This is a genomic window from Thauera sp. 28 (assembly GCF_000310145.2).
GTDB classification, from domain to species: Bacteria; Pseudomonadota; Gammaproteobacteria; order Burkholderiales; family Rhodocyclaceae; genus Thauera; species Thauera mechernichensis.
The window spans coordinates 1-13,645 of record NZ_AMXA01000051.1 but is presented as its reverse complement, the minus strand read 5'-3'; the positions used below and the strand labels follow the sequence as shown (position 1 = coordinate 13,645).

The window sequence follows — 13,645 nt, the reverse complement described above, 5'->3', positions numbered from 1 at the left end:
ACGCGCGTCGCCCGTCGTAGGAGCGGCGCCAGCCGCGAGGGGTTGAGGGCGATGGGCGTTGGGCGGACGACGAGAAGCTCGCGGCTGGCGCCGCTCCTACGGCAAGCCTTGGTCAGTCAGCGGCGCCTGGCGACGAACTCGAGCGGCGGATCCCGACCACCGTTGCGCTGGATCTCCAGGCGTACTTGCAGCTCACCGCCGTCCGGGGTGAGCTCGTAGTGCTGGACCAGTTCGCTGGCTTGCGCCTCGCCAGCCACCACCTCGCTGCGCGTGAGGAAGTGCAGCCGACCGTCCCGCCACTCCACCGCCTCGACCACACGCGGCATCCCGAGGAAACTCGCCAGGCCTTCGATGCGACCGTCCCTGAGCTCGAAATCGTAAGTCTCCTCAAGGCTCAGATTCCAGGGGTAGCGGACTTCGGCGTGCCAGGAACCGACGATCGCCTGCGCCTCATCCTGCGCGCCCGCCCCCCACAGCCACGCGCCCAAGCCCACTGCGGCAAGCGTCGCGGCCGCGGCCCCAAGCAAGCGCCCCGCTCCACGCGAGCGAGCGGCATCGGCGGGCTTCACCCATTGCGCCAGTAAAGCCTCGAGCCGCATGCGGTCGGCTGCCCACGAAGCGTCACCAAGACTGAGCGCATGCCGGTTCGACAGCCCACGGATGGACGCGGGCAGCACCGCAGCTTCCGGCATCGATGCGCCACCGACCAGGATCGGCACCACGGGCCGCCCCGAGCCGAGCGCAAGTTCGATCTCGCGGCGCACGAAGTCCTGCGGGTGATCGAGCCTGCGCTCGCCCGCGGCCGAGGCGGCCAGCCAGCCAGGACCAATCAGGACCAGAACCGCCTTGGCATCGTGCAGGCGGCGCTCAATCACCGCCTCGAAATCCTCACCCGGCTGGATGTCGTCCACATCGCGGAACACGCTCCCCACGCCGAAGCGCTGCTCGAGCGCATCGGTGAGGCGGCCGGCAAAGCCCGCACTATCTTCTCGGCGGTAGGAAACGAACAGGCAAGGCATGAACGATCGGCCCCTGCGGCGTGGTCCTTCATTCAAGCACGCCGCTTCAGCCGCCGCCAGGCGTATGCCTAGAGGAAGACGAACTTCGCCAGAAAGAGCACGAACAGTGCGTAAAGTGCGGGCGAGATGGAACGCCATTGGGCCGTGCAGAACTTGAGCACCACATACGCCACGAAGCCCAGCGCGATACCGTTCGCGATCGAGAAGGTGAGCGGCATCATCACCGCGGTGACGATTGCCGGGATGGTGTCGGTGTAGTCCTCCCAGTCGATGTGGGCGAGTCCGGTAGTCATCAACATCGCCACATAGATCAGCGCGCCGGCGGTGGCATAGCCCGGGATCATGCCGGCCAGCGGGGCGAAGAACATCGCCACCAGGAACAGCACGCCAACGGTGATTGCCGTCAGCCCCGTGCGCCCGCCCGCCTCCACGCCCGAACAGCTCTCGACGTAGCTCGTCACCGGCGGGCAGCCGACACAGGCACCGATCACGCTCGCGCTGCTGTCGGCCTTGAGCGCCTGCGGCAGGTTCTCGATGCTGCCGTCAGCCTTGGTCAGCTTGGCCCGATGCGCCACACCCATCAGCGTGCCGGCGGTATCGAACATGTTCACGAACAGGAAAGCGAGGATGACGCTGATCATCGCGACATCGAAGGCGCCAGCCACGTCCATGGCCAGTAGCGTGGGCGCCAGGCTCGGCGGCATCGACACCAGTCCGCCGTAGTCGACGATGCCCACCAACCAGCCGATGAAGGTCACAACAAGGATGCTGATCAGGATCGCGCCGAATACGCGGTAGTGGCTGAGCACGCCGATCATCAGGAAGCACAGGCCCGCAAGCGCGGCCGGCAACTCGAGCATCGAGCCCATGGTCACCAGCGTTGCATCGCTCGGAACCACGATACCGGCGATCTTCAGCCCGATCAGCCCAAGGAACAGGCCAACGCCTGCCCCCATCGCAAAGCGCAGACTGCGCGGAATGCTGTCGAGCAACCACTGGCGCAAGCGGGTGAAGCTCATCGCCATGAACAGTACGCCGGACAGGAACACGGCACCCAGCGCGACCTCCCAGCTATAGCCCATCTCGCCAACCACGGTGTAGGTGAAGAAGGCGTTGAGACCCATGCCGGGCGCCAGCCCGACCGGCCAGTTGGCATAGAAGCCCATCAGCAGGCAGCCGAGGGCGGCACCGATGCAGGTGGCAACGAAGGCCGCCCCCTGGTCCATGCCTGCCGCGGCCATGATCGTCGGATTGACGAAGATGATGTAGGCCATGGTAATGAAGGTGGTGAGCCCGGCAAACAGCTCCGTGCGCACGGTCGTGCCATGCGCGGTGAGGCCGAAGCGTCGCTCCAGCCAGCTGTCGGGACCGACCGGTACGCCCTCGGGCGCCGCGACCGTAGTGGAAGAATGGGGTTGCATGAGCGATGTCTCCTCGTGACCGGGCGAGCGCCAGCATGGGCCCGGGTTCTGGCTGGATGCAAGCCGAGCGCGGCCACAGCGGACGCGCCCGATGCACTCTCGCACTGCGTCGCCGATATTGTTAACGATTTTGGCAACGACAGAGATTGCAGTTTAGATAGCGAGGTGCGGCGGTGACCATATGGATCACCAAATACCTTGCATCAGCCTGCCCGTATAGCTGGCCGGACAGCTGCTGGTGCGCACGCCCTCAGCGCGGTCCCCGCCCGCCGTCCTCGGCCCCCAGGCCGTCCAGCGCAAGCAGACGGGCAATATCGTCGTCCTCGGGCGACTCACCACGATCGAGCGCGAGGCGCCCCTCGAGGTGGGCGACATGCTCGCTCATGAGCGCGCGCGCGCGCTCCACATCGCGTGCCGCGATGGCATCAAGGATGTCTTCATGATCGCTCAGCATGCAAGCCGGCGGCGACTCACGACGATGGGCCAGCACAACGAGCGGCGTGCGAGTGATGATCTCGTCGAGGAAGGCCGCGAGAACCGTATTGCCGACGCTCTCGGCGAGCTGCAGGTGAAAGTCGATCGACATGCGCAACGCCTTGCGCACATCGCCCCCGGCGTAGGCGGCACGCTCGCGCTGCACCAAGGCGCGCAAGCGCGCCAGCGCGGCCTCGTCGAGCCGCTCCACGGCGAGTTCGACGATCGCAGCCTCGATGTAGCGCCGCGCGCAGAACAGATCCCGCCCTTCGGCCGCCGATGGACTTGCGACGAATACGCCGCGATTGGGGGCGTGCGTCACCAGGCGGTAGATCTCCAGACGGGCCAGCGCCTGGCGCACCACCGCTCGATTGACGCCGAAGGCGTCGGCCAGACCCTGCTCCTTCAGCTGCAGGCCGGGCGGCAGGCGCTGGTCGAGCACGGCGTTGCGCAACGACTCGAACACGCGCTGGATCTCCTCCGACGACGGCGTCCGGCCGGCCTTGCCTGCCGCCATGCGGCCATCGTCTTGCCCTTCGCTCATTCCCAACCTCCGTCCGCACCCTGCTGCCCGTCATGCTGCCAGTTCTGCCCTCCAGACGGGCGGCAGGATTATAACGGGATCGTGATTCCCCATATTGGCTCTGGCGCCGACTCGCGGCCATGGGGCGCCCCCGGCGCTCGGGAGCAAACCCAATGCGGCCGGGCGTTACAGGCTCGCGGCTGCGCACCGGGGCACGACAAGCGGCAAGGGCATGTTCCGGAGCAGTCGCCCGATCAATTGTTGACAATTTTGTAATCAGAATCCACGATCAAATCACCGCGCTGCTCCCAACCACTTGGCGCTCTTGGACAAGTCGGGCAGGCCGGCGTAGAACGAATGACAGCCGCTCGCACGGCACACCCCATCAGGACGAGACGATGAACACAGACGCAATCCGCCTTCTGCTCAACGGCGAACCGGTCGACGTGACCGGCATCGCGCCCACCACCAGCCTGCTCGCCTGGCTGCGCATCCACCGCGGCCTGACGGGTACCAAGGAAGGCTGCGCCGAAGGCGACTGCGGCGCCTGCACCGTCGTCGTCGGCGAACTGGCAGGCGACACCGACAGCCTGCGTCTGTTCAGCGTCAATGCCTGCATCCAGTTCATGCCCGCGCTCGACGGCAAGGCCGTGTTTACGGTCGAGTACCTGCGCCGCCAGGCCGACGATCGGCTGCATCCGGTGCAACAGGCGATGGTCGATTGCCACGGATCGCAGTGCGGCTTCTGCACGCCCGGCTTCGTGATGTCCCTGTGGGACCTCTACAACGCCTGCGTTCCCGACGGTACGCGCCCGGACGCGGCACGCATCAGTAGCCAGCTTACCGGCAACCTGTGCCGCTGCACGGGCTACCGGCCCATCCTCGAGGCCGGCCAACGCATGTTCGAACACCCTGCGCAGGCGCTGGATCGCGAGGCGGTTCGTGCCGCACTGCTCCGCCTGCGCCGCAGCGAGGCGCTCAACTATGCCCATGACGGCGCGCACTTCTTCGCTCCGCGTACGCTTGAAGCGCTGATCGAGCTGCGCAGCCGCCATCCCCAGGCAACCGTGCTCGCAGGCTGTACCGACATCGGGCTGTGGGTCAACAAGCAGTTCCGCGACGTCGGCGACCTCCTCTACATCGGCCAGGTCGAGGCCCTGCAACAGGTCGTGGAGGCACGCGGACGGCTGCGCATCGGCGCCGCGGTCTCGCTCAGCGACGCCTTCGCAGCGCTCTGCCTGCCCTACCCCGAGCTCGGCGAACTGTGGGAACGCTTCGCCTCGCCGCCGGTGCGCAACGCCGGCACGCTCGGCGGCAATGTCGCCAACGGCTCGCCGATCGGCGATTCGATGCCGGCGCTGATCGCGCTCGGCGCCGAGGTCGTGGTGCACGGGCCGGGTGGCCGCCGCAGCCTGCCGCTCGAAGCCTTCTACCTGGACTACATGCGCAAGGATCTCGCCGCCGACGAGATCGTCGAGGCCGTCGAAGTGCCGGTGCATGAATCAGCACTGCGCTTTCGCAGCTGGAAGCTGTCGAAGCGCTTCGACTCGGACATCTCGGCCGTATGCGGCGCCTTTGCGCTTCGCCTCGAAGACGGCGTCGTGCGCGGCCCGCGCATCGCCTTCGGCGGCATGGCCGCCACCCCACGCCGCGCCCTGCGCACCGAGGCCGCCATCGACGGCCGGCGCTGGGACGAGGACACGCTGGCCGCGGCGCTGCGCGCACTGGCCGACGACTACGCACCGCTGAGCGACCTGCGCGCAAGTGCCGATTACCGGCGCCGCACCGCTGCAGCCCTGCTGCGCCGCTTCTACCTCGAGACGCGGGCGCAAGACCCGCTCGACGCGCAACAGACGCGCGTGTTCGCCGCCTTCGACAGCTTCGCCGCCCAGCCCTGAGGTCGCCCCCATGAAAGCCCAATCCTTCACCCAGGCACGTCAGGCCGCTCCGGCCGCCCACCACGGCCACCCGCACGAATCCGCCCGCCTGCACGTTGCCGGCGAGGCGACCTATGTCGACGACATCCGCGAACTGGCCGGCACGGCCCACGCGGCGCTCGGGCTATCGACCCAGGCTCATGCGCGCATCGTCGCCATCGAGCTCGACGCGGTGCGCGCCATGCCAGGCGTGATCGCGGTATTTACCGCTGCCGACATCCCCGGCACCAACGACTGCGGACCGATCATCCACGACGATCCCATCCTCGCCGACGGCGTGGTGCACTACGTCGGCCAGCCCCTGTTCGCGGTGGTGGCCGATAGCCACGAGCACGCTCGCCGCGCCGCACGCCGCGCCAAGGTGAGCTACGAGCCGCTGCCGGCGGTGCTCGACCCACTGCAGGCGAAGGCGCAGAACAGCTTCGTGCTGCCTCCCATGCAACTCGTGCGCGGCGAGCCCGCTGCCCGCCTCGCCGCCGCACCGCACCGGCTCAGGGGCAGCTGGCAGGTGGGCGGACAGGAGCAGTTCTACCTCGAGGGCCAGATCTCCTGCGCGGTGCCGCGCGAAGACGGCTGCATCCACCTGTGGTGCTCGACCCAGCACCCCACCGAGATGCAGCACGTCGTCAGCCATGCCCTGGGCCTGGCGGCCAATCAGGTGGTGGTGGAAATGCGCCGCATGGGCGGCGGCTTTGGCGGCAAGGAGTCGCAGTCGGCCCTGTTCGCCTGCGTCGCCGCGCTGGCCGCGGCGCGCCTGCGCCGCCCGGTCAAGCTGCGCCCCGACCGCGACGACGACTTCATGATCACCGGCAAGCGCCACGATTTCCACTACGAGTACGAGGTCGGCTTCGACGACGAAGGCCGCATCCTTGCAGCGCGCATCGAGATGGTGGCGCGCGCGGGCTTCTCGGCCGACCTTTCGGGCCCGGTGGCCACGCGCGCGATCTGCCACTTCGACAACGCCTACTACCTCGCCGATGTCGACATCCGCGCCCTGTGCGCAAGGACCAACACCCAGTCGAACACCGCCTTCCGCGGCTTTGGCGGGCCGCAGGGCGCAGTGGCGATCGAGTACATCATCGACAGCATCGCGCGCGAGCTGGGCCGCGATGCGCTCGACGTGCGCAAGCTCAACTTCTACGGCGGCGCTGGCCGCGACCTGACCCCCTACGGCCAGCGCGTCGAAGACAACGTGATCCACGAACTGGTCGCCGAACTCGAGGCCGACAGCGCCTACCGCGAGCGCCGGCGGGCCATCGCCGCCTACAACGCCGGCAGCCCGGTGCTCAAGAAGGGCCTGGCGCTGACACCGGTGAAGTTCGGCATCTCCTTCAACGTCGCGCACTACAACCAGGCCGGCGCGCTCGTGCATGTGTACACCGACGGCTCGGTGCTGGTGAACCACGGTGGTACCGAGATGGGCCAGGGCCTCAACACCAAGGTCTGCCAGGTGGTGGCGCACACGCTCGGCATCGCGCTGGCGCAGGTACGCGCCACCGCCGCCGACACCAGCAAGGTCGCCAACACCTCGGCCACCGCCGCCTCGACCGGCGCCGACCTCAACGGCAAGGCGGCCGAGGATGCCGCACGCCGCATCCGCCAGCGTCTCGCCGACTTCGTCGCCCAGCGCCACGGCATCGACGCAGACGCGGTGCGCTTTGCCGACGACCATGTGCACGCCGGCGCTGTTGCGATCCCGTTTGCCGAGTGCGTGCAGCAGGCCTACCAGGCCCGCGTCCAGCTCTGGTCGGAGGGCTTCTACACCACCCCTGGCCTGAGCTGGGACCGCAGCACGCTGACCGGCCGCCCGTTCTACTACTTCGCCTACGGTGCAGCGGTGGCCGAGGTGCTGGTCGATACCCTCACCGGTGAGTGGCGCCTGCTGCGCGCCGACCTGCTGCACGATGCCGGCAACTCGATCAACCCGGCAATCGACGTCGGCCAGGTGGAGGGCGCCTTCATCCAGGGCATGGGCTGGCTGACGATGGAGGAGTTGTGGTGGAACAAGGACGGCCGGCTGATGACCCACGCCCCATCGACCTACAAGATCCCCGCCGCGCATGATTGTCCAGCCGAGTTCCATACCCGCCTGTTCCGCAACAGCAACCACGAAGAGACCATCCTGCGTTCGAAGGCGGTCGGCGAGCCGCCGTTGCTGCTCGGCTTTGCAGTGCTGTTCGCGCTGCGCGACGCCGTCGCCGCCGTCGGCGACGGCCGCAGCGCTCCGCCCCTGCGTGCGCCGGCGACACCGGAGGCCATCCTCGACGCGATCGACGCCGTGCGTGCAGCGTGCGCACACACTGCAGCGGAGCCGCAATCATGAATACCTGGGTGGAACAGCTTGCGCGCCTGATCGACGCCGGTGAGCGCGCCGTGCTGGTGACGGTGGCCGCCGCCCGTGGCTCGACACCGCGCGCAGCCGGTGCGCGCATGATCGTCAGCGCCACCACCTGTCACGGCACGATCGGCGGCGGCCAGCTCGAACTGCGTGCGATCGCCGTGGCCCGTCAGCTCCTTGCCGATGGCGCACGCAGCCCCAGCCTGGTGCGTTTCCCGCTCGGCGCCAGTGTTGGCCAGTGCTGTGGCGGTGTCATGCAGCTCGCCTTCGAGCCGGTCGGCGCGGGCCAGTGCGACTGGCTTGCGGCCGCGCGCGCATACGCTGCCACCGCACGCCCCTGGGGCCGCATCGTCGACCTCACTGGCGATCGCCCCGCGGTGCGTGTGTTCGGCGAGCACCCCGAGGCCGAGCTTGCGGATGCGCGCGAACTCGAACGCGCGCGCAGCCTGCTCGCCGGCCGCGCCGACGATGCCGCGCTGTTGGCGAGCATGCCCGCACGCGGCGCTGACGCGCTGCTCGACGTCAGCCTGCCGCCCGAGCTTCAGGTCATACTGTTCGGCGCCGGTCACGTCGGCCGCGCCCTCGCCGAACTCTTCGGGCGCCTGCCGATGCAGGTGCGCTGGGTAGATCCACGCGAGGACGAATTCCCCGCCGTGGTCGCGCCGAACATCGAGGTCCGCTGCACCGACGTGCCCGAAGCCGAAGTGCGCGCCGCGCCGGCCGACGCCGTCTTCCTTGTGCTGACCCACAGTCATGCACTCGACTTCGACCTCGTGCGCGCGATCCTCGACCGCGGCGACTTCCGCTGCTGCGGCCTCATCGGCTCGCAGTCCAAGCGCGCCAGCTTCGAGCAGCGCCTGCGCGCACGCGGCTATGGCGAGCAGGCCATCGCCCGCCTCAACTGCCCGATCGGCACGCCTGGCCTGGGTGGCAAGGAGCCCGAGGTCATCGCGGTCGCCATCGCTGCCGAAGTGCTGCAACTGCGCGGCGCCTCATTCGCCGCGCGGCCCGCCCTGCGCGACTGCGCCGCATGAACACGCCCTTGCCCTACCCCCCTTTCGCATACCACAAGACACTCCCGACATGAACACGCCCCAGCTGCATGCCGTCCGCGGCGAAATCCTGCACTTCATCGCCAACCCTGCCAGTGCCGGCGAGTCCGCCCTCGAACACTTCGCCGACGGCGTGCTGGTGCTGCGCGACGGCCACGTCGCCGAGCTCGGGCCAGCGCCGGAGCTGCTCGCCCGCCTGCCAGCCGAGCTGCCGCTGACCGACTACCGCGGCAAGCTGATCCTGCCCGGCTTCGTCGATACCCATATCCACTACGCCCAGACCGACATCATCGCCAGCCATGGCGAGCAGCTGCTGGCCTGGCTGGAGAAGTACACCTTCCCGGCCGAAGCACGCTTTGCCGACCCGGCACACGCGCGCAACGTCGCCAGCTTCTTCTGCGACGAACTGCTGCGCAACGGCACCACCACCGCACTCGCCTTCGCCACCGTGCACGCTGCCTCGGTGGACGCCTTGTTCGAGGCTGCGCTAGAGCGGCGCATGCGCATGATCTCGGGCAAGGTACTGATGGACCGCCACTGCCCCGACTTCCTGCGCGACACCGCGACGGGCGGGCACGCCGAGTCGAAGGCACTGATCGAGCGCTGGCATGGCCGCGACCGCCTGCAGTACGCGGTGACGCCGCGCTTCGCGGCCACCTCCTCGCCCGAGCAGATGACGCTCGCCGGCCGCCTTTACGCTGAGCATCCGGGGATCTATCTGCAGTCGCACGTGGCCGAGAACCAGGGCGAAGTCGCCTGGGTGGCCGGGCTCTATCCCGAGGCGCGCAGTTATCTCGACGTGTACGACCGCTACGGCCAGCTCGGCATGCGCTCGGTGTACGCGCACTGCATCTGGCTCGACGACACCGACCGCAGGCGGATGGCCGAGACGGGCGCGGCGATCAGCTTCTGTCCGACCTCGAACCTCTTCCTCGGCTCGGGTCTGTTCGATCTCGGGCGCGCCAACGAGCTTGGCCTGCGAGTGGGCCTGGGCACCGACGTCGGCGCCGGCACCAGCTTCTCGATGCTGCAGACCTTGAACGAAGCCTACAAGGTGCTGCAGCTCAAGGGCCAGAAGCTGTCTGCCGCAAGCGCTTTCCACCTCGCCACACTGGGCGGGGCGCACAGCCTTTATCTGGACGATCGCGTCGGCAACTTCCTGCCCGGGAAGGAGGCCGACTTCGTCGTCCTCGACCCGCAGGCCACACCGCTGCTGGCACGCCGCATGGCCTGCGCACGGAGCCTTGACGAGCGCCTTTTCGTGCTGATGATGCTGGGCGACGACCGCGCGGTGGCGGCAACCCACGTGATGGGCGAAGCGCGCTGGCAAAGGCCTGGGTGAGTCAGCGCCCGCCGTTGGCGCGGCGCGCGTTCCACAGCGACCACAGGCTGATCATCGCCAGCGCGCCGCCAATCAGCAGCATGCCGGCGAACTCGGCCGCGCTGGGGCGCTCGCCGAGTTCGATCCAGCCGGCGAGCACACCGATCATCGGGATCCCGAGCGCAGACAGGCCCGCCATCCCGGTCGACAGGTGCTGCAGGATGTACAGCCACAACAGCCAGGCCAGCCCGGTGGCAAACACGGCATTGAAGGCGAGCGCAGCGAAGAAGTACGGCGTCGGATCGATCGGCCTGGAGGGCAGCGCCAGCGCCACGATGCACAACGCCAGAGCCCCGAACAACATCTGCCAAGCCGTGAGCGCAAGCAGGTCGAACTCACGCGCAAGTCGCATGCGCTTGGCAACGACCGCCGAAGCAGCCCACGTCAGCCCGCCACCGACCGCAAGCAGGTTGCTGAAGGCACTGCCGCCCGCAGCCCAGGGTTCGAGTATCAGCACGAGGCCAAGGCCCGCGATCGCAATCGCCCCCCATTGCAGCCCGCGTACCCGCTCGCCCAACGCCCACCACGCCATCGGAATCACCCAGAACGGCATGGTGTAGACCAGCACGGCGGTCTTGCCGGCGCCACCCGCCACCAGCGCCCACTGGATCAACGCAGTGAAGGCCGCGGTCTGCAGCACACCGAGCAGCATCACCTGGCGCGCCGCCACCAGGGTCATTGGCTTGCGCAGCACGACAAGCACCAGGAACAGGGTGGCAGCGCCGAGTACGGTGCGGATGGCCGAGAAATCGAAGGGATCAACGTACTGGATCACCTGCTTCATCACCACCCAGTTGTAGCCCCAGATCAGGGACAGCACCGCGAGCGCGCACAAGGCGAGCCGGGAGGTACGGGATGGCGATGAGGATGGGGCGGCAGCCTGTGTCGCGGGGGAAGACATGGGTACTCCAAAAGGAAAATGCCGCGGCGCCCCTGACGGGGAACCGCGGCGAAAACAACAGCTGAGTGTCGACCGGGGAGCTCGGTGACGAGTATCAGTGCAAGTTGATTATCCACCCTGCGCGCCCGCCCGACATATGGGCGGAGTGATACGCAGGATCAGCACACTAGCAAGAGGCTCAGGCTGCCTCCGCCACCGGCGCGGGGGCACGCATGCGCATCAGGCCAAGGTGCAGCACGGCGCCGAGGAGCGCGCCGAACAGCCAGGCAAAACCCGCCCACGAGGCGAGTGCGGGCGTCCACACCGAGGCCACCGAGAACAGCGATGCGACCGAGAAGGCAAACAGTGCGCGCTTGTTCCAACCCTTGTCGAAGTAGTACGTCGATCCCGGCTCGGCCGAGAACAGGTCCTGCACGTTGAGCCTCTGCTTGCGCACCAGGTAATAGTCGGCAACCACGATGCCGTACAGCGGCGCCAGCACTGCACCCAGCGTATCGACAAAGCCGGCGATGCCGATATGGCTGATCAAGGCCACCCACAAGCCACCGATGAAGAAGGAGATGACTGCGGTGATGATGCCACCGGTGCGTGCGCTGATCTTCGCTGGGGCGAGGTTGGCGAGGCCGAAGGCCGCCGGGATGAAGTTCGCCACCAGGTTGATGCCGACGGTGGCAGCGAAGAAGGTGAGCGCAGCGATGATGGTCAGCGCCAGGTTGTCGACCTTGCCCACCATCTCGGCCGGGTTGGTGATCATCTCGCCGAACAGCACGGCGGTGCCGGCGGTGATGAAGAGCGCGAGGAAGGAGAACAGGGCCAGGCTCACCGGCAGGCCGAGGAAGTTGCCCCACTTCATCTGCGACTCGTTCTTCACGAAGCGCGAGAAGTCGCCGTAGTTGATCACCACGGCGGCGAAGTAGGCGACCATGGTACCGACCACTGCGACGAAGGCCGCGACCGGGCCGCCCGGGTGCTCACCCTTGCCATCGAAGATGGTGCCCAGCTCGTTGAGCAGGCCGCCGCCGGCCTTGTACCAGATCACCCCCAGGAGCGCGATCATCACCAGGTAGACCAGCGGCCCCGCCCAGTTCAGGAACTTGGTGATCCAGTCGAAGCCGCGCAGGAAGAGTGCAAGCTGGAACACGCACACGACCGCGTAGGAGAACCAGTCCACCGCCGTCATGCCGAGGAAGGTCCCCCCACCCGGGTTGCCGAGCAGCGCATTGAACAGCAGCGCGAGCGCAGTCGATGCGAAGTAGGTCTGCACCCCGTACCAGAAGATGGCGACGATGCCGCGGATGAGTGCGGGGAAGTTGGCGCCATGCACGCCCATCGAGGCGCGTGCGATCACCGGGTACGGAATGCCGTACTTCACACCGGGCTTGCCGGTGAGGTTGACCAGCACATTGACGATGATGCCCGCGAGGATGATGCCGGCGAATACCGCCCAGCCATTGAGTCCGTAGGAGATGAACAGGGTCGCGGCCAGCGTGTAGCCGAACAGGCTCTGGATGTCGTTGGACCAGACGTTGAAGATCTCGAACCAGCCCCACTTGCGCTTGTCCGGCGGCAATGGCGCGAGATCCGAGTTGTACAGGCTGGGGTCCATATGCTGGATCTTGAGGTCGATCTTTTCGCTTTCCATGGGTGGCTCCATTGCCGCCGCGCGGCTTCTGGTTATGGGGGTCGGTACTACTTGCGGAAGCAAAAACCCTCGCCCGCTCCGCAACGGACGATTCGTTGGGTATCAATGGTGTCGGATTCGCCAGACCCGCCGACCAGCGCCGCGCTCAGCCCCATCCTGTAGGAGCGGCGCCAGCCGCGAGGAGTTGAAGACGATGCGGCTGGGGGCTTGGCCAAAAAAGGCTCGCGGCTGGCGCCGCGCCTACGGGGAAACGCCAGGCGCGCCCCCGCCATGGGGCGGTGTGTTTCTACACGTCGCGTCGCTGCCAGGGATGGCGCTCGATCCAGTGGCGGGCGATGTCGACGCGGCGGCACACCCATACGCGGTCGTGCTTCTCGATGTGGTCGAGGAAGCGCTGCAGCGCACGGAAGCGGCCCGGGCGGCCGAGCAGGCGGCAGTGCATGCCGATGCTCATCATCGCCGGGCGCTCCTCGCCCTCGGCATACATCACGTCGAAGGCGTCCTTCAGGTACTCGAAGAACTCGTCGCCGTGCGAGAAGCCCTGCGGCAGCGCGAAGCGCATGTCGTTGGTGTCGAGGGTGTAGGGCACAACGAGGTGCGGCACGGTGTCGCCGTTGGTCTTGCGCACCTCGGTCCAGAACGGCAGGTCGTCGCCGTAGTAGTCCGAGTCGTACAGGAAGCCGCCGTAGTCGGCCACCAGGCGCCGGGTGTTCACCGAGTCGCGGCCGGTGTACCAGCCCAGTGCGCGCTCGCCGGTGAGGCGCTCGATGATCTCCATGCCGATCTTCATGTGCTCGCGCTCGAGCTCTTCCGGCACGTTCTGGTAGTGGATCCAGCGCCAACCGTGGCAGGCGATCTCGTGGCCCAGCTCCTTGAACGCGGCGGTGAGCTCGGGGTGGCGCTCGAGCGCCATCGACACCCCGAAGATCGTCATCGGCAGGCCGCGGCGCTCGAACT

10 protein-coding genes are annotated in these 13,645 nt (G+C 67.7%); 4 read left to right on the top strand and 6 right to left on the bottom strand.

Annotated features, from left to right (window positions below; genetic code table 11):
* Positions 1-116: 116 nt before the first annotated feature.
* The 3 genes from C662_RS18905 to C662_RS18895 all read right to left on the bottom strand — a co-directional run bounded on the left by C662_RS18905 (position 117) and on the right by C662_RS18895 (position 3,458).
* On the bottom strand, positions 117-1,019 hold the full coding sequence (locus tag C662_RS18905; protein WP_002933469.1) for a toll/interleukin-1 receptor domain-containing protein: 903 nt from the start codon (positions 1,017-1,019) through the stop codon (positions 117-119).
* A gap of 68 nt (positions 1,020-1,087) precedes the next feature.
* Positions 1,088-2,440, bottom strand: a complete 1,353-nt coding sequence (locus tag C662_RS18900) for an NCS2 family permease (protein ID WP_002933467.1) — start codon at positions 2,438-2,440, stop codon at positions 1,088-1,090.
* Positions 2,441-2,690: 250 nt separating this feature from the next.
* Entirely contained in the window at positions 2,691-3,458 is a 768-nt protein-coding gene (locus C662_RS18895) for a GntR family transcriptional regulator (RefSeq protein WP_002933465.1), read from the bottom strand.
* Positions 3,459-3,835: 377 nt separating this feature from the next.
* Here C662_RS18895 and xdhA point away from each other — a divergent pair, with 377 nt between their 5' ends.
* The 4 genes from xdhA to guaD are packed head-to-tail and all read left to right on the top strand — an operon-like array spanning position 3,836 to position 10,106.
* On the top strand, positions 3,836-5,335 hold the full coding sequence (gene xdhA, locus C662_RS18890; RefSeq protein WP_002933461.1) for a xanthine dehydrogenase small subunit: 1,500 nt from the start codon (positions 3,836-3,838) through the stop codon (positions 5,333-5,335).
* A 10-nt stretch (positions 5,336-5,345) separates the two neighbouring features.
* Complete coding sequence (gene xdhB / locus C662_RS18885) at positions 5,346-7,697, top strand: xanthine dehydrogenase molybdopterin binding subunit (RefSeq protein ID WP_002933460.1); 2,352 nt, start codon at positions 5,346-5,348, stop codon at positions 7,695-7,697.
* The gene (gene xdhC / locus C662_RS18880; protein ID WP_002933457.1) at positions 7,694-8,746 is read left to right on the top strand and encodes a xanthine dehydrogenase accessory protein XdhC; all 1,053 of its coding nucleotides are present in this window, start codon (positions 7,694-7,696) and stop codon (positions 8,744-8,746) included. The genes xdhB and xdhC overlap by 4 nt, the downstream gene beginning before the upstream one ends.
* 49 nt (positions 8,747-8,795) lie before the next feature.
* Positions 8,796-10,106, top strand: a complete 1,311-nt coding sequence (gene guaD / locus C662_RS18875; protein ID WP_002933454.1) for a guanine deaminase — start codon at positions 8,796-8,798, stop codon at positions 10,104-10,106.
* 1 nt (position 10,107) lies between these two features.
* On the opposite strand, the gene C662_RS18870 is transcribed toward guaD, so the two are convergent.
* From C662_RS18870 to C662_RS18860, 3 genes are all read right to left on the bottom strand, one after another.
* The gene (locus C662_RS18870; protein WP_232433319.1) at positions 10,108-11,046 is read right to left on the bottom strand and encodes a DMT family transporter; all 939 of its coding nucleotides are present in this window, start codon (positions 11,044-11,046) and stop codon (positions 10,108-10,110) included.
* Positions 11,047-11,224: 178 nt separating this feature from the next.
* Positions 11,225-12,688 carry an NCS1 family nucleobase:cation symporter-1 gene (locus tag C662_RS18865; RefSeq protein WP_002933448.1) on the bottom strand — a complete coding sequence of 488 codons (1,464 nt, stop codon included), beginning with the start codon at positions 12,686-12,688 and terminating at the stop codon, positions 11,225-11,227.
* A gap of 286 nt (positions 12,689-12,974) precedes the next feature.
* Positions 12,975-13,645: polysaccharide deacetylase family protein (locus C662_RS18860; RefSeq protein WP_002933446.1), on the bottom strand; the 671-nt coding region annotated here is incomplete at its 5' end.